This is a genomic window from Fuscovulum ytuae (genome assembly GCF_029953595.1).
GTDB lineage: Bacteria > Pseudomonadota > Alphaproteobacteria > Rhodobacterales > Rhodobacteraceae > Paragemmobacter > Paragemmobacter ytuae.
The window spans coordinates 100,193-120,939 of the sequence record NZ_CP124537.1 but is presented as its reverse complement, the minus strand read 5'-3'; the positions used below and the strand labels follow the sequence as shown (position 1 = coordinate 120,939).

20 protein-coding genes are annotated in these 20,747 nt (G+C 61.7%); 7 read left to right on the top strand and 13 right to left on the bottom strand.

The features are described 5' to 3' along the window. Window position 1: 1 nt before the first annotated feature. The 7 genes from QF092_RS19790 to QF092_RS19760 are packed head-to-tail and all read right to left on the bottom strand — an operon-like array spanning window position 2 to window position 9,139. On the bottom strand, window positions 2-1,105 hold the full coding sequence (locus tag QF092_RS19790) for a polyamine ABC transporter substrate-binding protein (RefSeq protein ID WP_281470454.1): 1,104 nt from the start codon (window positions 1,103-1,105) through the stop codon (window positions 2-4). 40 nt (window positions 1,106-1,145) lie between these two features. Beyond that, a complete protein-coding gene (locus tag QF092_RS19785; RefSeq protein WP_281470452.1) occupies window positions 1,146-2,363 on the bottom strand; it encodes an aromatic ring-hydroxylating oxygenase subunit alpha in 1,218 nt (405 codons plus the stop codon). Beyond that, the gene (locus tag QF092_RS19780; RefSeq protein WP_281470450.1) at window positions 2,360-3,496 is read right to left on the bottom strand and encodes an aromatic ring-hydroxylating oxygenase subunit alpha; all 1,137 of its coding nucleotides are present in this window, start codon (window positions 3,494-3,496) and stop codon (window positions 2,360-2,362) included. Before QF092_RS19780 ends, QF092_RS19785 begins: the two co-directional genes overlap by 4 nt. Then, window positions 3,496-4,680 carry an aminomethyl transferase family protein gene (locus tag QF092_RS19775; RefSeq protein WP_281470448.1) on the bottom strand — a complete coding sequence of 395 codons (1,185 nt, stop codon included), beginning with the start codon at window positions 4,678-4,680 and terminating at the stop codon, window positions 3,496-3,498. Before QF092_RS19775 ends, QF092_RS19780 begins: the two co-directional genes overlap by 1 nt. Beyond that, window positions 4,677-6,182: a phytoene desaturase family protein gene (locus tag QF092_RS19770; protein WP_281470445.1), complete on the bottom strand. Its 1,506-nt coding sequence runs from the start codon at window positions 6,180-6,182 to the stop codon at window positions 4,677-4,679. The genes QF092_RS19775 and QF092_RS19770 overlap by 4 nt, the downstream gene beginning before the upstream one ends. Next, complete coding sequence (locus tag QF092_RS19765; RefSeq protein WP_281470444.1) at window positions 6,169-7,782, bottom strand: phytoene desaturase family protein; 1,614 nt, start codon at window positions 7,780-7,782, stop codon at window positions 6,169-6,171. The genes QF092_RS19770 and QF092_RS19765 overlap by 14 nt, the downstream gene beginning before the upstream one ends. Further along, the gene (locus tag QF092_RS19760) at window positions 7,775-9,139 is read right to left on the bottom strand and encodes an aspartate aminotransferase family protein (RefSeq protein WP_281470441.1); all 1,365 of its coding nucleotides are present in this window, start codon (window positions 9,137-9,139) and stop codon (window positions 7,775-7,777) included. The genes QF092_RS19765 and QF092_RS19760 overlap by 8 nt, the downstream gene beginning before the upstream one ends. 162 nt (window positions 9,140-9,301) lie before the next feature. On the opposite strand from QF092_RS19760, the gene QF092_RS19755 reads away from it, so the two are divergent. Together QF092_RS19755 and QF092_RS19750 are read left to right on the top strand one after the other, a co-directional pair. Next, a complete protein-coding gene (locus tag QF092_RS19755; RefSeq protein WP_281470439.1) occupies window positions 9,302-9,946 on the top strand; it encodes a TetR family transcriptional regulator in 645 nt (214 codons plus the stop codon). 344 nt (window positions 9,947-10,290) lie between these two features. Next, on the top strand, window positions 10,291-10,749 hold the full coding sequence (locus QF092_RS19750) for a hypothetical protein (RefSeq protein WP_281470437.1): 459 nt from the start codon (window positions 10,291-10,293) through the stop codon (window positions 10,747-10,749). A gap of 31 nt (window positions 10,750-10,780) precedes the next feature. Here the strand turns inward: QF092_RS19750 and QF092_RS19745 are convergent, their stop codons facing one another. From QF092_RS19745 to QF092_RS19730, 4 genes are read right to left on the bottom strand one after another with little or no spacing between them, the layout of a single operon-like run. Continuing rightward, the gene (locus QF092_RS19745; RefSeq protein ID WP_281470435.1) at window positions 10,781-11,557 is read right to left on the bottom strand and encodes an ABC transporter permease; all 777 of its coding nucleotides are present in this window, start codon (window positions 11,555-11,557) and stop codon (window positions 10,781-10,783) included. A gap of 4 nt (window positions 11,558-11,561) precedes the next feature. Further along, window positions 11,562-12,278, bottom strand: a complete 717-nt coding sequence (locus QF092_RS19740; protein WP_281470433.1) for an ABC transporter permease — start codon at window positions 12,276-12,278, stop codon at window positions 11,562-11,564. A 25-nt stretch (window positions 12,279-12,303) separates the two neighbouring features. Next, window positions 12,304-13,080 (bottom strand): transporter substrate-binding domain-containing protein, encoded by a 777-nt coding sequence (locus QF092_RS19735; protein ID WP_281470431.1) that lies wholly within the window; start codon window positions 13,078-13,080, stop codon window positions 12,304-12,306. 30 nt (window positions 13,081-13,110) lie between these two features. Continuing rightward, window positions 13,111-13,923, bottom strand: a complete 813-nt coding sequence (locus QF092_RS19730; protein ID WP_281470429.1) for an ABC transporter ATP-binding protein — start codon at window positions 13,921-13,923, stop codon at window positions 13,111-13,113. Between the two features lie 230 nt (window positions 13,924-14,153). On the opposite strand from QF092_RS19730, the gene QF092_RS19725 reads away from it, so the two are divergent. After that, a complete protein-coding gene (locus QF092_RS19725) occupies window positions 14,154-14,570 on the top strand; it encodes a baeRF12 domain-containing protein (RefSeq protein ID WP_281470427.1) in 417 nt (138 codons plus the stop codon). A 162-nt stretch (window positions 14,571-14,732) separates the two neighbouring features. Then, the gene (locus tag QF092_RS19720; protein WP_281470425.1) at window positions 14,733-15,074 is read left to right on the top strand and encodes an Hpt domain-containing protein; all 342 of its coding nucleotides are present in this window, start codon (window positions 14,733-14,735) and stop codon (window positions 15,072-15,074) included. 16 nt (window positions 15,075-15,090) lie between these two features. Here the strand turns inward: QF092_RS19720 and QF092_RS19715 are convergent, their stop codons facing one another. After that, window positions 15,091-15,675 carry a TetR/AcrR family transcriptional regulator gene (locus QF092_RS19715; protein ID WP_281470423.1) on the bottom strand — a complete coding sequence of 195 codons (585 nt, stop codon included), beginning with the start codon at window positions 15,673-15,675 and terminating at the stop codon, window positions 15,091-15,093. Between the two features lie 89 nt (window positions 15,676-15,764). Here QF092_RS19715 and QF092_RS19710 point away from each other — a divergent pair, with 89 nt between their 5' ends. The 3 genes from QF092_RS19710 to QF092_RS19700 all read left to right on the top strand — a co-directional run bounded on the left by QF092_RS19710 (window position 15,765) and on the right by QF092_RS19700 (window position 19,931). Further along, window positions 15,765-16,232, top strand: a complete 468-nt coding sequence (locus QF092_RS19710; RefSeq protein WP_281470421.1) for a (2Fe-2S)-binding protein — start codon at window positions 15,765-15,767, stop codon at window positions 16,230-16,232. 2 nt (window positions 16,233-16,234) lie between these two features. Beyond that, complete coding sequence (locus QF092_RS19705; RefSeq protein WP_281470419.1) at window positions 16,235-18,469, top strand: xanthine dehydrogenase family protein molybdopterin-binding subunit; 2,235 nt, start codon at window positions 16,235-16,237, stop codon at window positions 18,467-18,469. A 91-nt stretch (window positions 18,470-18,560) separates the two neighbouring features. Further along, window positions 18,561-19,931: a four-carbon acid sugar kinase family protein gene (locus QF092_RS19700; RefSeq protein ID WP_281470417.1), complete on the top strand. Its 1,371-nt coding sequence runs from the start codon at window positions 18,561-18,563 to the stop codon at window positions 19,929-19,931. Here QF092_RS19700 and nanR read toward each other — a convergent pair. Beyond that, window positions 19,889-20,659 carry a transcriptional regulator NanR gene (gene nanR / locus QF092_RS19695; RefSeq protein WP_281470415.1) on the bottom strand — a complete coding sequence of 257 codons (771 nt, stop codon included), beginning with the start codon at window positions 20,657-20,659 and terminating at the stop codon, window positions 19,889-19,891. The genes QF092_RS19700 and nanR overlap by 43 nt on opposite strands. Window positions 20,660-20,747 lie beyond the last annotated feature (88 nt).

The following is a 20,747-nucleotide window of genomic DNA, read 5'->3' as shown; positions in this document are numbered from 1 at the left end:
ATCAGCCGCCCGTTTTGATCATGGTCCAAGCACGGTTCAGGTCTGTTTCCTGCTGTTCGGTCTGCGGGAGCGGAGTATACATGCGCGCCAACGCCTCGCTATCGGGATAGACCGCGGGATCGGCGGCGATGGCCGGATCGACGAAGGGAAGCGCCGCTTTGTTCGCGCTGGCATAGCCGGTGAAGTTGGTGCAAGCGGCGATCACTTCTGGCCGTAGCATATAATCCATGAAGAGATGGGCGTTTTCGACGTTGCGGGAATCCGATGGCACGGCCCAGACATCGAACCATGCCGGTGAACCTGTGCGCGGGATGAAGTAGCCGAGGTTCAATTCGATCCCTGCTTCGGCACCGCGGGCCTTGGCCACCCCGTAATCGCCCGACCATGTGTTGACGGCGCAAAGTTCGCCATTTGGAATGCCGCTGAGGTAGTTCGAATTGTCGAAGGTCGCGATGTAATCGCGGATGGGGCGCACCGCTTCGACGAGTTTGGCCCATTCGTCCGGGCCTGCGGTATTGGGGTCGATCCCAAGATGGCTGAGGATCATGAAGCCGATGTCATTCGGGCTGTCGAGCAGCGAGATGCCGCAATCTGCCAAGGCTGCCGCATTTTCCGGGTTCAGAAGCGTGTCTAGCGAATTCAGGTCCGCGTCGGGCAAGCGTTCCTTTACCAGATCGAGATTATAGGTCATGCCGACCGATCCCCACATATAGGGAACGCAGTAGTCATAGCCCGGATCGTAGGTTTCGCCGATCCGCAGGATTTCGGTGTCGAGATTGCCCCAGCCCGTCAGTTTCGATTTGTCGATCTTTTGCAGAACGCCTGCCTGAATCGAGCGGGGCAAGCCCTGACCGGAATGCAGCACGACATCATAACCTGTTGAGCCGGCAAGAAGTTTGGCCTGCATTTCTTCGGCGCTGGCATAGAGGTCATAGACCACCTCAACCCCGGTTTCGGCGGTGAAATCGGCCAGCGTGGTTTCGCCGATATAGTCGGACCAATTATACACATTTACGACCCCGCCTTGCGCCCAAGAGGGGCGAACAAAGGGGGCCGACAGCGTAGCGCTCATGCCGAGAAGGGTGCTGCGACGGGTCAGTTTCATGGCTTTCTCCCTGTTGTTCATTTGTATCATTGAGGTCAGCTTACGCCGGGGGGTGATTCCGGCAAGCCATTTGTGCATTCAGTGCCGGTATCTGGCTTTCTTCGGGCGTGTCCTCGACCGTAAGGATAGGCAGCAAGGCGCGCAGGCTGTCATGGTGGCGGCGCAGACCGTATTCGAGATCCGAGAGGTGAAAACCTTCGAAGGATTGCGATTTCATCGACTCGTTCGACCAGATGGAAAGCTGCTGATCCTCGGCCGAAGTGGCGCGGTCGATGCGCATTGCCAAATACCGCGCGAGCCGGGTTTCGCGGCTTTCGTTCGCCCAACGATAGGTGCGACCTGTAAGGCGGGTGTGGCCCACAGACAGGGGAATGTCCTGATAGAACTGCACCCCTTCCGGTGTCATGGAAAAGACGATGCTGGGGAAGATGCCGTAATAGGTCCATGCCTTTTGCAGATGCGGCGGCAGGTCGGTCCGTTCGGGTGAATGCCGGACATATTGCCGAACCGACCAGCCCCGCCCCGGTGCATCGCCGTACCAGCCAATGGACATCGACAGGCCGTTTTCCAATTGGTGATCGCGATAGGTGCGGCCATAGAGTTCTTGCAGCGCGGGATGGGCGAGGGCGACGTGATAGCCTTCATTGTCCACGTCGCGCACCGATTTCCAGTTCACCGGCAATTCGGTTGTCCAGTCCGGGGTGTTGACGGGCAGAAGCTCGGTCATCCGATAGGCGTCGAAATCAACGGCGAAGGGGGCCAGAAGGTCACTGACCGCAGGCTGTGGCCCCGGCTTGAACCGGATGAAGAGGAAGCCATGGGCGATGGACAATTCGATGGGCTTTAGGCCGAAATCTTCGCGCTTCATCTCGCCAAAGGTGGAGGGGCGAGCGGCCCCACGCAGCGTGCCGTCAAGGTTATAGACCCAGCCATGGAAGGGGCAGACGATGGCGCCTTTGCAATTGCCTTCAACGCCATCCACCACGCGCGCGCCGCGATGGCGACAAAGGTTGTGGAAGGCCCGCACCACGCCATCTGCCCCGCGCATGATGACGGCCCGTTCACCAAGCAGGTCGAAGGACAGCCAATCGCCCGGATCAGGAATGTCGCATTCATGCCCGACGATTTGCCAGTGGTTCAGGAACACATGGTCGCGCTCCAGATCAAAGAGCGCGGGCGAGTGATAGGCCCAAGCGGGCAGGCCGCGACGATCCCAGTCATTGGGGATGGGCAGGGTGGCATAGGGCAGATCGGTCATGGGCGATCCTCCATTTCAGATAGAATCCAGCGATGAAAATTGTGAATCTCGTATTCTTCGGGCATCAGGCGCGCGGCGTTGAAGGCAGGAGAGCGCATGCCACGCTGGTTCATTTCAGCGGCATGGCCATCCTGTTCCAAAACCGTGATGGCAAAGGCCGCGACGGCAGCGGGATCGAGTTTTGGCAGCGCCTCTGGCGCAAAATGCCATTCGGCGGTCAGCCGGGTGCGTTCGGGTGCCAGAGGTTCGATGCGGACGGAACGGACGTAATCGGCATGGGCCACGACATAGGCCGTAGGCCAGAGGGTGACAAAAGTATAACCCACGGCGCGTTCGGCATCGGAAAGACCGGGGAAGGGGGGGGCGCAAAGCGCGCCGTCTGCCGTCCATGTCTGGGCGCCCGGTCGTAGATTGGGCTGGGTGGGGTGGTCGGGTTGCCAGTCATGCGCCTCGGTCACGCCCATGATGCCACGGGCATAGACGGGAACCATATCGCAAAGCTCTGGGTGGATGCCGGGGCAATGCAGGCATTCGGAATAATTTTCCCAGAATGTTTTCCAGTTGCATTCGATGTCGGCCTGCCAGCGATGCCCGGTGACAAGGCTGGCCATGGGCCAATTGTCCAGCGTGGACAGCGGCACGTCGGCATGTAGGGGCGGCGGATTCGTGGACAGCGACAGGAAGAGAAAGCCGTTCCAAACCTGATGCGCCACGTCGCGCAGTCCATGGGCCGCGCGGTCGAAATCCGCCGTGGGGCGGGCATGGCCCGTGGCGACAAGGCGGCCATCCTCGGCGGCATAGGCGAAGGCGTGATAGGGGCAGCGGATCAGGCGGCCGATCTCTTCCACCTCGGCGCGGCAGAGTTCCGATCCGCGATGAGGGCAGGAATTGTGATAGGCCGCGATGCCACCATCTGCCGTTCTTGCAACGATCACCGGGGCATTGCCCACTGTCACCCGCCGCATCCTGCCGGGGGTGAAATCGGACACCCGACCAACCATGACCCAGTGGCGGGCAAAAATGCTGGCCATTTCACGTTCGAGCCAACCCGCATCCAGATAGGCCGAGCGGGGGAGACCTGCCGGACAATGCCCGAGGCGGGGGGAAAGCGGATGGCGGTCTTCCTGTCCCATCAGAACCTCGCAGGCGGGGTCTGGGTGCGGCGGGCGGGGCTGTAGAAGGGACGGTCCACCACCCGGGCGCGCATCATCATCTTGGCATAATGCAACTCGCGCAGGGCATAGATTTCTGCCCATAGATCGGAACTTTTCACCAGATCAGCCTGAACCTGTGCCAGCGCAATGTTGCGTTTCAGGGTGGGGGACCAGCAAGCCCCGGTCACCACGCCGGCCTCATGCTTTTGCGCACGGTAAAGAATTGCGCCATCGGCGGGGATGTTGCCTTCGATTTCCAGCCCGACAAAGGCCCATTTCGGGCCTTTCGCGCGCTGTTTCAGCAAGGCGTTCCGTCCTGTAAAATGGCCCTTGTCCCAATCGATCAGCCAGCCCAGACCCATGTCGAGCGGGCTGCGCAACCGATCTTCGCGCAGGCAGACATGGGCGGGGATGAAGTCGTAGCCCGTGATGATGAACCCGGCCTCAAGCCGCGCGATATTCAGCGCGTCGGACCCGATCGGACGCAGGCCATATAATGCGCCCGCCTGCATCAGGTGATCCCAAAGCGCAAGCGCGAGGTCGGGCGTTGTCCAAAGTTCATAGCCCAGATCGCCGGTAAAGCCGGTGCGCGAGATCATCAGGCGGCCTTGCGCGAAGGGTAGGTCCGTTAGGCGAAAGGGTTTGAGGGTGTCGATATCGAACCCAGCGCGGCGAAGTATTTCGGCCGAGGTGGGGCCTTGCAGAGACAGGGCGGCGATCTCGTCGGTTTCTTCCGTCACGGTGACGTCGAAGCCATATGCGCTGTCCAGCAGCCAAGGGAGGTGGCGTTCCTGACAGCACAGGCGAAAGCGGTTCTCGGCCAACCGGAAAAGGGTGCCGTCATCAAGAAGATGGCCCGCATCATCGCACCAGATGGTGTAATGCACCGATCCCACCCGCAACTTGCCGACATGGCGGGGGGTAAGGCGGTCAAGGAAGGCCAGCGCATCGGGGCCTTCGATCCGATATTTGATCATCGGGCAAAGGTCATAAAGCGTGGCCGCATTGCGGATGGCGGAATGTTCCATCGCAAGGTCTTCGAAGGTGGTGACGGTGCGATAGCCGCCCCAATTGGCCCAAGCATGCGTCTTGCACGCGGCTTCGGTCCGGGCGTGAAAGGGTGTGGGAAGGAGGGAGGTTTCGTAATGGCGCAGGTCGTTCATCTGGCGGCCTCCATCGCGAGGGCGGCGTTCCAGCCGGGGGTGCCCGAAACCCCACCGCCGGGATGGCATCCCGCAGAGGCGAGCCAGAGGCCAGAAATGGGTGTGCGATACTGGGCGATTCCGGGAAGGGGACGCAGGAACAGCATCTGTTCCACAGTGAGTTCGCCTGCATGCCAATTGCCGCCGGGAAGGCCGGTTTCGGCCTCGATGTCATAGGGCATGCGAATGCTGGCATTGGTGATGCGGGCGCCGATGCCGGGAGCGTGGCGTTCCAACTGAGCAAGGCAGGCGCTAAGCATGGCAGCGCGGGCGGCGTCGCGATCCGCAGGCGCATGAGGGGCGTATTGGACCACAGCCGAAAGCTGGTGTTCGGTTGTGGTAGAATGGGCCGTGGGAATAAGGATTTCCATCACCGGTCTATCGGGAACTTCGCCATATTTCACGGGGTTGAAGGCGCGTTCTACGTGTTGATCCGAGGGGGCGATAAGCAGGCGATGCGTCAGGTCCGCCCCCCGGAAATCAGGCAGCTCGGAAAGCGTCAGGTCCAGACGCGCCGCGCCACCGCGTGCCTTTTGGTGGCGGGCGCGTGTGGTCAGGCCGGCGTCCAGATGACGGGGATTGATGAGCGACGTCAGTGTCACTTTGGGTGCTAGGGTCGAAACGATACGGCGCGCGGTGATCTGTTCGCCATCGGCCAAGGTTACCCCGGTGGTGGTGCCATGTTCCACGTCGATGGTTGCCACGCGGGCGTTGCAACGGATGGTGACACCTGCCGCGGTTGCCGCCTTGGCCATTGCTTTAGCCAGTGCAGGCATGCCGCCTTTGGGCAGGCCAATCGCAGCTTGTTTGCCATCGGTCGAACCAGACAGGCGGTAAAGCCAAGGCAGAACGGAATTCGGCGACCGGGGGCCAAGCCATGAGCCTAGGGTCGCGTCAAAGGCCAGCGCCCCTTTCAGAAGGGGCGAGCTGAGTTCATCATCCAACAGGTCGAAGACGTTGGTCAGGAAGATGCGGCCCAGTTCGCGAAACTCGGCCGCGCCCATCATCCGCGCCTTAAGCCCGATCTTGGCCAGTTTTAGGATCGGGTTCGCCGGATCGGCGGCGGGACGGGGTGGGGTCATGGTATTGAGCGGCGCAAGCACAGCGGCAAAGCGCAATAGCCGTGCGCGGAGTTCGGCCCATGCCTTGATATCGGCAGCGTTCACAGGGCCAGAAAGACGTTCGCCCAGCACACCGTCGAGACGCAGATGGTTGCCGTCCTCGGCCAAGGCGGTGGTCGGTAGGGCCGTTGCGGCCCAAGACAGGCCATGGCGGGCGAGGTCCATCCCTTCGGCCACGCGTGGGTCGAGATTGTAGGACAGATGGGCCAAGGTCGCAGCGCCGCCACCCGGAATGGCAGCAGCTTCCAGCAGCAGCACCTTCGCCCCGGATTTGGCGAGCCGATGCGCGGCAGCAAGGCCGTTGGGGCCAGCGCCTATGACGATGGTGTCAAACGATGGCATAGGCGTCGCTCATGTGGGAAACGGGTTGGCGCAGATCGCGCAGCACTTCGCGGGCGGCATTTCGGCCGGGCGCACCCATGACGCCGCCGCCCGGATGGGTGGACGACCCGCAAATCCACAGGTCCTTTACTGGTGAGCGGTAATTCGCATAGCCCGGCACGGGGCGGTTGAAGAACATCTGGTCGAAAGTGAGTTCGCCTTGGAAGATGTTTCCTTCGGTCAGGCCCACCTCTGCCTCCAACTCGCGCGGGGTGCGCACCTCGACATGCAGGATCAGGTTGCGGAAGCCGGGGGCGTGCGCCTCTATCTGGTCGATGCAGGCGCGGGCAAAGGCATCGCGATCAGCATCCGTCCATGCCCGGCCTTCGATCTGAGGCGGGGCGTATTGCACGAAGCAGGACATGAAATGCTTGCCCGGCGGGGTCATCGTCGGGTCGATCATCGTTGGGATCATCACGTCCTGAAACGGGTGACGGCTGAAATGACCGGCCTTCCAATCGTCATAGGCACGTTCCATCGCCTCGATCGTGTCGGTGAAATGCAGGTCGCCCTTTAGGTTGGGTGCCCCTTCTGGCAGTGCGGTGAAGCGCGGCACGCCGTCCAGCGCGATGTTGAGCTTGCCGGAGGAACCGCGGGTCTTGAACCTTTCCACCCGTTTCACGAAATCGGGCGGCAGTTCCTTGCGGTCGACATGGCCAAGGAAGGTGCGGCGGACATCCATGTTTGACAGGACGCGGCGGGCTGAAATCTCATCCCCGTTGGCCAGAACGACCCCCGTGGCACGTCCGCCCTTGATGCGCACCTCTTGCACACCGACACCGGCACGAATTTCGCCACCCGCGGCGCGGAAACTGTCGGCGAGCGCACGAGTGATGGACCCCATACCGCCCCGTGCATAGCCCCATGCGCCCACGTTCCCGTCCACATCGCCCATGGCGTGATGGAGAAGGACATAGGCCGTTCCCGGCGACATCGGACCCAATGCGGTTCCGATGATCGACCCTACGGCTTGATAGGCCTTCACGGCGGGGTTTTCGAAATATTCGTCCAAAAAATCGCTGATCGACATGGTCCAGAACCGCAGCATGTCACAAAGCGCGGCTTCGGACTGGCCGGTGACTTGGCGGGCAAGCCAGAGGAGTTCGGACAGGTCGCGAGGGTGGAAACTGGCCAGATCGGGCGGGCGGCGCATCAGCATGGGCCGGATCAGGCGGCAGTTTCTAAGGATATCACGGGCGTAGCGATCATAGGCTTCAGCGTCACGCCGAGAATGGCGGGCGATTTCGCGACGGTTCACTTCATGGTCGCGGAACATGCCCAGATAGCCGCCGTCGCGGGTCATCAAGGCACCACCTTCATAGGGCAGGATCTGCAGACCGTGTCGCGGCAGATCGAGGTCGCGCATGATTTCGGGCCTGAAAAGGCTGCTGACGTAAGAGCAGTTGGAATAGGTAAAGCCGGGATAAAGTTCGCGGCTGACGGCGGCGCCACCGATCCAGTCATTCTTTTCGACGATGACCGTCTTCAGGCCTGCCCGCGCCAGATAGCAGGCGGCGACAAGGCCGTTATGGCCCGCCCCGATGACCACCGCATCATACATGGGCGGCGTCCTTTGCCCCTTCTGCTTCCATGTCTTCTAGCGTCAGATCGACGGCGGTTTCTACGGCGCGCAGCGTATCGGCCAGGCAGGTGGGATCGGTGCCATGTGCTTCACACATGAACCAAGGTTCGCGGCTGTCGGGTTCGCAGATGATGCCCAGATCATGCAGATAATGCGCCATCCGATCATAGAAGCTGTAATCCGATGTCTTCCAGGCGCGGTAATTATCGGGTGGTTCAGGCGCGAAGAAGAGGCCGAACATCGACGGATGGCCTGAAAAGGAATGCACGATCCCCCGCGCGTTCAGGATCGAAGAGATGCCGGATTTCAATCGTTCGCCATAATCCGCAAGTGTTTCAAGCGCGGGGGTTTCGTCAAGGATACGGAGGCATTCATCGGCGGCGGCAAGGCTTACGGAATGCGCGGTATAGGTGCCACCATGGCTTGCGCCGCCATAGCGGAACGAGCGCATTACGTCTTCGCGGCCCGCGACAATGGCGATGGGATAGCCGTTCGCCACGGCCTTGGCGAAGGTGGTGATATCCGGCGTGACGCCGAGGATACCCTGTATGCCCCCTTTGCCGACGCGGAAGCCGGATTTCACTTCATCAATGATCAGCATTACGCCGTAGCGCGTGCAAAGTTCGCGGGCGAGGTGGACATATTCGGCGTTCGCCATGATCGAACAGCAGTTGCCCTGTATGGGTTCGATCAGCATGGCGGCCAGATCATTGCCATGGCGGCGGAACATATCTTCCAGCCGCTGCGCATCGTTCATCGGTGTGAGGTGGACAAGGCTGCGGACCGTGGGCGGGATACCCTTGCCATAGGGCACCACCTCTGGGTCGGTATTGCCGCCCTCTTGCCAGCCTTCGACATCGGCTTGCCACATCGCGGCATCGAAGAGGCCATGATAACCGCCTTCGACCAGCAGATAGGATTCACGCCCCGTATGGGCCCGCGCTAGGCGAAGGGCGGCCATCACCGCCTCGGTCCCTGAATTGGAGAAGCGGACGAGTTCGGCAGCAGGCACCATCTTGGCGATCCGGTCCGCGACGATCAGTTCGCGTTCGGTGGACAGGGCGAAGACACCGCCCACATCCATCCCTTTGCGGGCGGCGGCATCGACGCGGTCATCGGCATAACCAAGGATCGCCGGGCCATAGCCAAGGCGGTAGTCCACATAGCAATTGTCGTCGATATCCCAGGTGCGCCCACCCTTGCCGCGCGCGACATAGATTGTGCGATCTTCACCCCAATAGCGGAAGGTCGATGAGACGCCCAAAGGCAACCTTTTGAGGGCGCGTTGGAATTGGGCGTTTGACTTGGAAAGGTTGCGCTGGGGCCGCGGGGTCATGACGGATTCTCGTGTTCTTGACGCCCAAGGCTGGCATTCGACTGACTGAGTTGTCAATCAATACTTTTCGCCTGTCACTTTCTGCGGTAGTCTCCTCTTGTCGGATGGTGTTTTTCCGACGACATGAGTTTCGACGGAACCCCGTGCCGTGAAAGGTGCCTCGTGACTGAACCCACCCTTCAGACCGACCAACGCCCCCCCCGCACTCTGAGCAAGGATGCGCGCCGTGCCCAGCTTATTGAGGCAACGATCAGCACAATGGCGGAACTCGGCTATTCTCGCACCACATTAACGGCGGTGGCGCGTCGCGCGGGGCTGTCGCATGGGCTGGTGCTGTTTCATTTCGAAACGAAGGAGAACCTGCTGTCCGAGACGCTGGATTTCCTGTCAGAGGAGTATCGGGCGAATTGGCAGGCGGCCTTGGCTGAGGCAGGCTCTTCACCCGAAGTGCAACTGGCGGCATTGGTGCGGGCCGATTTCAACCCGGCGATTTGTACGCGCGACAAGCTGGCGGCGTGGTGCGCCTTTTGGGGAGAAAGCCAGAGCAGGCCGATCTACCAAGCGCGCTGCGGATCGAATGACGATCATTACAACCGTGTTTTGGAAGGCATCTGTGCGCGGATGAATGAAGCACATGGCTATGCGCATAATCCTGCCCGCGTTTCACGCCTGATTCGCATATCGATTGAAGGGGTGTGGCTGGACTTGATGACGATGGCCACGCCCTATGCACCGGATGAGGCGATGGCGACAGTTTGGCTGGGCCTTTCGGCGCTGTATCCCCGGCAGTTCCAGCCGATGATTTGATCGGCTTTGCGTTGATCCGTCATCTGGCGGGGCTCCCGTCCTTCAACCATGGATAGATGCCCATAAATCATCGGGTAGAAGCGACCTTGAATGGTGGGTTTCCGCCGGGGCGCGGGGTTCAGAGAAATTCGCGCAACTATCTGAATATATAACGAAATCCCTATAAACTTCGGTTTGTTTTCATCATCCTTTCGGGTGAACGCGTCCGATCAAACCACCGGTCTATAGCCGTGGGGTGCCGGACCAGACATGTGTTGAGGCGTCGCGGCAAAGACCGCCGGCAAACCTGTCGAGAGGACGGGGGCGAACGCCCCTCCGATTACAAAAAGAGAAGGATAAAGATCATGATGAAGACCAAGCGCATTCTCGCGATGACCGCCGTCGCAGTGGTCGCCGCGCAGGCGGGCTTTGCCCAGACTGCGGCACCCACCCCGCCGGCGGCACCGGCGCCCATCAATCTGGATTTTCTTGGCACTCTCTTTGCGGGCGGCGCGACGCCGGACGAGATGGGCATCCGCGATGCCTTTGGAACGGCTGGCCTGACGGTGGAACGCTATCGCACCGGCTTTGACGGGGCGATCCGCGTTCGGGCCACAACGGTGGACGGTCAGGAGGTGCGCGTTCGCATTCAGGACGGCGAAATCCGGTATTCGCTGCGGTCGGGGGGTGACAGCACCGGCGACAATGGCCCGACCTCGGATGACAATGGCCCGTCTTCGGATTCGAACGGCTCTGATACGAGCGATAGTTCCCGCGACGGCAATGGTGGCAACTCCGGCGGCGGCAACGGCGGCAATAGCTAAGGCCTTGGCGGCTTAATAGGTGCGGCATCGCCTAATTCGGGCGGTGCCGCACCGGCCCCAAGTTTTCGAACCAGCGGAAGGCCAAAACGATCAGTCCAGCCAGCGCGAGATAGGCCAAGGCCAGAAGCAGAAGCGGTTCATAAACGATGAACGTGTCCTGTCGCACCCGGCTTGCCACGGCATAGATTTCGACGACGGTGATTGTGGCGACCAAAGGCGTTGCCTTCATTTGTAGCACGGTTTCGCCCCCCAGCGTGGGCAGCACAGCGCGCAGGGCCTGAGGCAGCCAGATGCGCCATAGGATCAGGTGGCGCGGCATGCCCATGGCCCGTGCAGCCTCTAATTGCCCGCGGGGGACGGATCGAAAGGCACCGCGCATCACCTCTCCCTCATATCCCGCGAAGGAGAGGGTGAGTGCCAGAAGTGCATAGGGCCAAGCCTGCCGCAGGATGGGCCAAAGGTCGCTTTCGCGAATCCATGGATATTGCGGGAAGAGGGATCCGAGGCCGTAATAGAGCAGCCAGATCTGCAGCAAGAGCGGCGTGCCCCGGATGACGGTGCAAAAGACCTGTGCCGGGCGGGCCAGATACCAAGGCCCCGCCGCCTGCGCCAATCCCAAGGGAATGGCCAAGGCCATCCCAAAGACCGAAGAAAGCACGAGCAGCCAGATCGTGCGCCATAAGCCTTCGGCCATCATCGGGGCGTATTTCGGCAGCCAGTCCCAACGCATCTGCGTGACGCAAAGCCAGACCAGCCCCAGCCCGATCAGGACAAGGATGATACGATGCGGCTGCAGCCATCCGCGCATCGCCCTAACCCCCCGCATTGCGGGGTTCTCCCCGCCGCGCCCATGCCTCGATCCGGGCGAAGGCCCAGCCTGAGAGAAGGGTGATGATGAGATAGATCACGCCTGCCGCCATGAAGAAGGTGAAGAAGGCTTTGGTCGAACTGGCCGCTTGCCGGGTGGCGAAGGTCAGTTCGGAAAAGCCGACGACGGCCAGAAGGGCGGTGTCCTTGGTGGCGATCAGCCAGAGATTGGCCAGACCCGGCATGGCAAGGCCGAGCATGGAGGGAAAGATGATCCGACGCGCCATGAGGAGCGGCGGCATCCCCATGGCCTTTGCCGCCTCGACCTGCCCCGGCGGGACGGCAAGAAGGGCACCGCGCAGCACCTCGGTCGCATAGGCGCCTTGCACGATGCCAAGGACGGCGATGCCTGCTGCTACGCCCGAAATCTGAATGCGGTCATGTCCGAAGGCGATCAGGATCTGGTTCACCAGATCGGTCACGCCGAAATAGAGGATGAGGATAAGGATCAGTTCGGGCACGGCGCGGACGATGGTTGTATACATCCCCAATAGGTCGCGTGTGATCGGCCCGCCATGCAGCTTGCCCCAAGCCCCTAGCGTGCCAAGGACAAGGCCGAGGCCAAAGGCCCCTACTGCAATCAGCAGTGAGTTCCACATCCCGGCCAGAAGGGTTGCCCCCCAGCCGGGTGGAGAGAGGGCCAGAAGGTCCAGCGTGCCCATGCCCCCCTCTCCTGCCCGTCAGCCCTTAGTTCCCGTAGATTGACGAAGCGAAATAGCCCGCCGTGACCTTGTCGTAGGTGCCATCCGCCAGAACCCCGGCGATGCCCTTGTTGAAGGCAGCTTTCAGCGCATCCTCGCCCTTGCGCAGACCGACGCCGACGCCAAGGCCAAGGATGGCCGGGTCATCCGCGACGGTGCCCTTCACTTCGCAGCAGACCGATCCTTCCGCTGTGGCGAGGAAGGCATCCAAGGCGATGCTGTCGGCCTGAATGGCATCGATACGGCCCGCGACGAGATCTTGGTTGGCCTCATCCTGCGTCTGATAGGTTTTCACCTCGGCGGCGACGGAGGCGAAGTACTGCTCTACATAAGCTTGGTGCACGGTGGATACCTGCACGCCGATGATCTTGCCGGTCAGGCCTTCGGGGGTGGCGTCCATCTCCATTCCCTTGGTTCCGACGACGACGGTGGGCGTGTTGTAGTATTTGTCAGAGAAATCGATGGTCTTCATCCGTTCTTCGGTGATCGACATCGATGCCATGATCGCGTCGATCTGGCCTGCTGTCAGGGCGGGGATGATGCCGTCCCATGCGACCGGCACAATCTCGCATGTCAGTTCTGCGGCGGTGCAGATGGCACCGATCATCTCCACCTCCCAGCCGACCCAGGCGCCACTGGCATCTTGGCTGGCGAAGGGGGGATAGGCTTCGGCGGCAATGCCAACCTTGACGGTCTGCGCGCTGGCGGCGCTGGCCATGAGGCCGAAGGACAAGGCAATCGCGGCAGTGACGGTTTTTTTCATTTGTAGACTCCCTGAGTTGGTTTTCCCCTCTCAGCCCACGGACCGGAGGAATTGTTGCAGGCGCGGAGATTGCGGTTTGCCGAACACCTGTTCGGGCGGGCCCTGTTCTTCGACCTGCCCATTGGCGAGGAAGATGACATGGCTGGCCACCTCCCGCGCGAATTTCATTTCATGCGTCACAAGGATCATGGTGCGCCCTTCCGCCGCGAGCCCCCGGATGACGGAGAGAACCTCGCCCACCAATTCGGGATCAAGGGCGGAGGTGGGTTCATCGAAAAGCATGGCGCGCGGTTCCATGCACAAGGCGCGTGCGATGGCGGCTCGCTGTTGCTGGCCACCGGATAGGAAGGCGGGGTAGCTGTCGGCCTTTTCGGCCAGACCCACACGCGCCAGAAGGCTGCGCGCGCGTTCAACCGCTTCGGCCTTTGGGACGCGAAGCACGTGGACCGGCACTTCGATCAGATTGTCTAGCACGGTCTTATGCGTCCACAGGTTGAAGCTTTGGAAGACCATGCCAAGGCTGCGGCGCAGGCGTTCGATCTGTCGGCGATCGGCCGCGCCGCCGCCATCGGGACGTTGGCGCACCTCTTCGCCTGCAATCACAATCTTGCCCGCACTGGGGGTTTCCAGAAAGTTGATACAGCGCAGCATGGTCGATTTGCCGGATCCCGACCCGCCTATCACCGCGATGACGTCACCTTCATGCGCGGTCAGGTCGACACCCTTCAGCACCTCATGTGGGCCAAAGGATTTGCGCAGGCCTTCCACCCGTATCGCCTCGGCGGCGGTCTTGTCTGTCAGGGGAGTCGAAACACCCACGCCCGCGCCTACCTTGTTGTTCATCTGTAGAACAGGTTAACCGAGCCAAGCCCCTGTCTGGCAAGCGAAATCGCAACCTGCCTGAAAAGTCGCCCGCAGGAGATCACCAAAGATGACGACTGCGTGAGAATAATGCGCAAACGCGCCAAAACGGCCCTGATCCAGCGGTCTGCGTCACGCTGCCGCACTTCCGCCCTGCGCGGCGATGGTCACCTGAAGAAAAACGCGCTTCATTCTGGATTGGGAGGATCGATATGTCGGGTCTGTATCGCGGGACTTGGATTGTTGTTGCCTGCCCCGACGGTGCGATGATCCTTGAAAACGCCGGATGTATGCGCCAGCCAGATCTGCGGTTGATCGACCGAATGGATGCGCCCGAAATGCACCGTCCTGACAATTGGGCAGAATTGCCCGAAGCGACGGATCGTGACCGTCTGGCCATTACAGCGCTGGCCGCGCAATTGGTGGGGCGTCTGGCGCGTGAAGCGGCGCGGGGACGGGCTGATCGTTTGATTCTGGCGGCACCGGACCCTTTGCTTGACGCGATCCGGGCACGGCTGGATGAAGATTTGCAGCAAAGGGTCGTGTTGGCTATGCCACGGCGCCTGACGCAGCAACCGCTTGGCACAATCGTGACTGAAGTCAATAATGCCCTTGGTCAGGCGGCCTGACCTTGGCCTGACGCAGGGGAAATCCGCCAATTGGGCGTCATCTGCAGCGGAATAACGCTAATTTCGTCCAAATCTTATACTTTCAGGTAGTAGCATGGCTTTCGTCGGTCTTGCACCCTATTCCGACCTGCATAGAGTTGGGCCATTGCGGAGCGTTAGGCCATGCTGATTGATGTCGATGTCGTTGAGGAAGTGCGCGAGACGCTGGGGGATGACACCTTCAACGCCTTTGTACGTCGTATGCTGGATGAGGTTGCCGAAACGCAGGCTGCCTTGCTGCGTCTTTTGAGGGAGCGCGATTTCGAAACCTTGGCGCGGACGGCGCATCGGACGTCGGGTTCGGCGGCCAGCATCGGCGCGAAGGGTCTGCATGCGGCGCTAAAGGAAATCGAGAATGTGGCCCGCAGCGAAGCAGCTGCACAGCGGCTGCCTGATCTGATTGCGGCTGTCCCAGCGAGGGCAAGGGAAACAGCTGACGCGCTGTCCTCGGTCGTTACCGGCTGACGCCTCGTTCGAAAGACTAGGCAAGCGCGCGGGCAAAGAGTGCGGCAAGGCGCGCTTGTCCAGCGCGATAATCCTCCATACCGCGGACAGAAGTTTTTAGGCCCTTTACCGAAGTGATGATCGTTGCGGCAACGTCGCGGGCCGTGCCAAGCCCCGGAGGGATAGGGCGGCGCGACAGCCATTCGCCCAAGGCATCGACCATCCGCGCCTCGCCTGCTGCAGCCAGATCACCGGTGACCGAGAACCCGGCATCCATCAGTTCTTCGCCATGCGGGGTAGTGAGCACCGCTTCCATGAACTTTCCATCTTTGGCGATGAAGGCTGCCAGCAGGGCCCGCTCCAGTGTTTGGCCCGGCCTTTCTAACGCGCTGACCATGTCGCGCAGCGCTTCGTCGAAATAGCGGGCCGCAAGGGAGCGGAAGATGTCTTCCTTGTTGCGGAAGTGCAGGTAAAGCGCGCTGCGCGAGATGCCTGCCCCCTTGGCAATGTCATCCATAGCGGTACGCCGATAGCCATAGGTTGCGAATGCACGAAAGGCGGCGTCGAGGATGGTATCCAGACGCTCGGGCATGGGGGTGGTCTGTGGCGCGGTTTCGGCCATGATGACACAGTGACGTTACGCCTCCAGATTGTCAATTGACATCCTGACATTTTTCGCTCATTTTGTCATAACAGCAGAGGAGAACCCGGATGTCGATCACCCTGACCGTCAATGGACGCGCCGAGACGCTGGATCTGCCGCCTGAGATGCCGCTTCTCTGGGCGCTGCGAGATGGGTTGAGCCTGACGGGAACGAAGTTTGGCTGCGGCGTTGCTGCTTGCGGTGCCTGCACCGTGCATGTGGATGGGCAGGCCGTGCGGTCCTGTCAGACGGCGCTTGGCGATGTGGCGGGGGCGTCAGTGACAACCATCGAAGGACTGGGCAATCCGGCGGCGTTGCATGCCGTGCAGGCAGCTTGGCTTGAGGGGCAGGTCGCGCAATGCGGATATTGCCAGTCGGGGCAGATCATGCAGGCAGCGGCCCTTTTGGCTGCCAACCCGGCCCCGACCGAGGCCGAGATCGATGAGGCCATGTCGGGTAATCTTTGCCGCTGTGGCACCTATCCCCGCATCCGCGCCGCCGTGCAGGATGCCGCGCGTCGTTTGCAGGAGGTGTGACCATGGCCCGCCTGATGAAGATTGCCCGCCGCGGTTTCCTTTTTGGCTCTGTCGCCCTGCTTGGTGGGGTGGCTTTCGGATGGTGGCGCTATGCCACGCCACATGGGAACCCGCTGGAGGGTGGGTTGGCCGAAGGTGAGGTGACGCTGAACCCCTATGTGCTGATCGACCAGAGCGGCGTGACCGTCATCGCGCCACGGGCCGAGATGGGGCAAGGCGTGCAAAGCACGTTGGCAGCTTTGGTGGCCGAAGAGATGGATTTGGATTGGTCGGCGGTCCGCGTCCTGCATGGCCCCCCCGGCGCCGCCTATTACAACGCGGCTGTCTTGCAGGAAGGTGTGCCTTTCGCGCCGACGGATACTGGGTGGTTGGCCGAAACCGTGCGCGCGAGCATGGACATCCCAGCGAAATTCTTGGGCTTTCAGATCACGGGCGGGTCATCATCCATACCGGATGCGTTTGAAAAGATGCGCCTTGCCGGGGCCGCCGCCCGCGCTGCGCTTGTGGCGGCGGCTGCGGCGCGGTTGAACCTGCCAGCGGATCAGTTGGCAACCGAAGCTGGGGCCGTGATCGCCCCGGATGGAAGCCGTATCCCATATGTGGACTTGGCCGAGGCTGCGGCTGGGGTGGTGCTGGACCGCGAACCCGGTCTGAAGGCCCGCGCCGAATGGCAGCTTTTGGGAAAAAGTCTGCCGCGCCCTGATATGATGGGGAAGATTACCGGGACCACCACCTTTGCCGTTGATATACGCCTTCCCGGCATGCGCTTTGCCACGGTTCGCACGAACCCAGGGCAGGGCGCGGCCCTTCTGTCCTTTGACGCCAGTTCCGCCGAGGCGATGCCGGGCGTGGACCGGATCATCCCGGTGGAGAATGGTCTTGCGGTTGTCGCTTCTTCGACCTGGGTGGCGATGCAGGCTGCGGATGTCATTACCTTCAATTGGGCCTCGGCACCCTATCCTGCGACGAGTGCCGAGATTGATGCCGTGCTGGCCGCCAGTTTCAGCGAGGATCGGCGTGACAGCGTGAACCGCGATGACGGCGATGTGGATGCGGTCCTGATGGACGGAGATTGGCAGGCGGAATATTCCGTCCCCTACCTTGCCCATGCGACGATGGAACCGATGTCGAGTGCCGCGCTGTTGAAAGACGGGCGGCTGACGGTTTGGACGGGGCATCAGCTTCCTTCGCAAATCCTTCCTGAGGCTGCGGCGATGACCGGGTTGCCGGAAGAGGCGATCACTGTCGAAGTTCTGCCGATGGGAGGTGGTTTCGGGCGGCGGGCGGAAATGGATGTGATCCGGCAAGTCGTCACGATTGCCAAGGCCATGGAGGGCACGCCCGTCCTTCTGACATGGAGCCGGGAAGAGGACATGACCCATGACGGCTATCGCCCGGCGGCCCGCGGGAAGGTGCGGGCGAAGGTGGATGGCGGTCGTCTCGTCGCTTTTGATTTTGCGACCTGCTCTTCTTCGGTGGTCGAAAGCCAAGTCGGGCGGTTGGGCTATAGCGTGCCGGGGCCGGATGGGACGATCGTGCAAGGCGCTTGGGAGCAGCCCTATCGCATCGCCAATCATCGGGTTACGGGTTATCGCGCGCCTGCAATGGTGCCGGTGGGAAGCTGGCGATCTGTGGGGGCATCGCAGAACGCCTTTTTCCACGAAACCGCGATGGATGAATTGGCCTTTGCTGCGGGGGTGGACCCGGTGGCCTTTCGTCTTGGCATGATCGATCACGAACCATCGCGTGCCGTGATCGAGGCGGTGGCCGAGATGTCGGGCTGGGGCAGTGCCGCGCCAGGGCGGGCCAAGGGCTTTGCCTTTTGTCTGTCATTTGGCGTGCCTTGTGCGCAGGTAATCGAGGTGGAAGATAGCGCCGCAGGTCTGCGGATGACGGGTGCATGGGCGGCGGCGGATGTTGGGACGGCGCTTGATCCGCGCAATATCGAGGCGCAGGTTCAGGGGGCCATGATCTATGGCCTGTCTGCCGCGATGCGGGGCGAGATCACCTTTGCCGACGGTCAGGCCGAACAGCAGAACTTCTGGGATTATGAACCGCTGCGCCTGTCGCAATGCCCGCCTATCGCGGTGCGCGTGCTGGAAAACCTTGGTCATATCCGGGGGATCGGTGAACCCGGCACACCTCCCGCCGCGCCTGCGCTTGGCAATGCGATCTTTGCCTTGACGGGGCAGCGGCTGCGCGATCTGCCTTTTGCCCGGACTGTGACCTTCGCCTGACATGGAATGGCGGCTTGCGGCGCAACTGGTATAACCTCATAATGAGGTATGCTTGCGGCGCGGTGCCGGGCCGTTACGGGAAAGGCGGGGAATGGCGGATGCGCAGGTTGGAAATCCCCTGATCGGCTGGATCGGTGACGATTTCACCGGGGCTGCTGCTGTGATGGAGGTGCTGGCCTTCGCAGGGCTGTCCGCAGTTCTTTTCACCGAAATCCCATCGCCTGATTTGATGGCCCGCTTTGCCGGGATGCAGGGGATCGGGCTGGCGACTACGGCGCGCAGCCAATCGCCCGACAGCATGGCCAACGCGCTGTCACCGGCCTATGCGTGGCTGGAGGGTTTGCGGCCTGAAATCCTGCATTACAAGCTTTGCTCCACCTTCGACTCTTCGCCGCAGCTTGGCAGTATCGGGCGAGCGATTGAGATCGGCCTTGCGCATCGCCCCGCCCATGCTGTGCCTATCGTCACGGCTGCCCCGCAGATGCGGCGGTATCAGGCCTTTGGCAATCTTTTCGCGGGAACGCCTGATGGTGTCTTTCGCCTTGACCGCCATCCCGTGATGTCACGTCATCCGGCCACGCCGATGACAGAGGCGGATCTTCTGCGCCATCTGGCCGGGCAGACAGACTTGCCGTCCGCCCTGATTGATTTGCCGACACTTGCCTTGGACCCTGACACCGTGCTGGCTGCGTATGTGGAGAACGGGGTGCGGCTTCTTTCTATCGACATGGTCGATGATCGATCCGAGGCGGTTGTGGGCCGTCTGTTGTGGCAGCATCGTGCCGAATTGTCCTTTGCGGCGGGTAGTCAGGGGGTGGAATATGCCCTTGTGCGCCACTGGCAGGAGGACGGCATAATTGCACCCGCGCCGCCTGTGCCATCGGCGGGGCCTGTGGAAAGGATCGCCGCCGTTTCCGGGTCTGTGTCACCCATAACGGCGGGCCAGATCGCTTGGGCCGGGGCGCATGGCTTTGCGCCAATCCCGTTTGAGGCCGCTGCGGCCTGCGCAAGCCCCGATGCGCTGGCTGATGCGGAGATGCGGGCCATCACCCTTGCTCTTGCGGCCGCGGCTGAGGGGAAAAGCCCCCTGATCCATACCGCGCTTGGCCCTGATGACCCGGCGGTTGCGGGGTTTCGTGCGGCGCTGTCCCTTACCACCCTGACGCCGGAACGGGTGCATGCCCGGTTGGGCGCCGCCTTGGGGCGCATCCTTGCCGCAACGCTGGATCAGGCGAGGCTAGGACGCGCCGTGATTTCAGGGGGAGATACCTCGGGCCATGCCTTGCGGGAACTGGATTTGCAGGCCCTGACTGCGCTTGCCCCCACCATTCCCGGTGCGGCGCTTTGCACGGGGCATGGAGCAGGTTCGCGGGATGGGCTTCAGATCGCCTTGAAGGGGGGACAGATGGGGTCGGAAGATTATTTCGGTTGGGTCCGCTCCGGGGGTGGGGCGCGACCCTGATCCATCGGTGCCAGCGCATCGCGCGACCGATCCAGATGGTCAAGCATCGCCTGCACCGCGCCATCGGCATCATGCGCCTCTATCGCATCCACGATGGCCGCATGGTCCGCCAAGGTCACCGCTTCGCGTCCTGACCAATGCAGCAAGGCAGTGTGATATTCGAAAAGCCAGCGAAGCATGGCCTGCGAGGCGGCGGTTATGATCGGATTGTCGCTGATTGCGGCTATGCGGGCGTGAAAGGCCATGTCGGCTTTGATGAAGGGAACAGGGTCGCCGGCCATCTGCGCGGTCTGTTCATCAATCGCCGCCCGCAGGTCCGCCACATCAACCGCTGTTGCCCGTTCGGCAGCCAGCCTGACAAGGCCCAGTTCGAACATCCTGCGCGCTTCTTTCAGATGTTGGCGGTTTGCAGGCACCAGATCCAGCAACATGCGCGCGACATCATCGCTGCGGGCGAGAACCGTGGTCGCATCGATAGGCTGCACCCGCGTCCGTTCGCCATGCGAGATGGAGATGAGCCCCTGCTGATGCAGCGATTGCAACGCCTCACGCACCGCAGGGCGGCCGACGCCAAAGCGATCCATCAAAGCGCGTTCAGAAGGCATGGCATCGCCCGGACGCAACTCTCCGCTGCGGATCATCGAACGAAGCCTGTCCAGCACCTCATCGGAAAGCTTGCGACGGATGATCCGGTCGGTTCCCTCTGCTTGCCCGAAAGATCGCGCCATACGGATGGTCCCCTTACCCCTTGGGGGCACAATAGGCGTTGCCCCCAGCCGGTGCAACGCTGCCCCTTGGCGCGGCGGGCAAGACCTG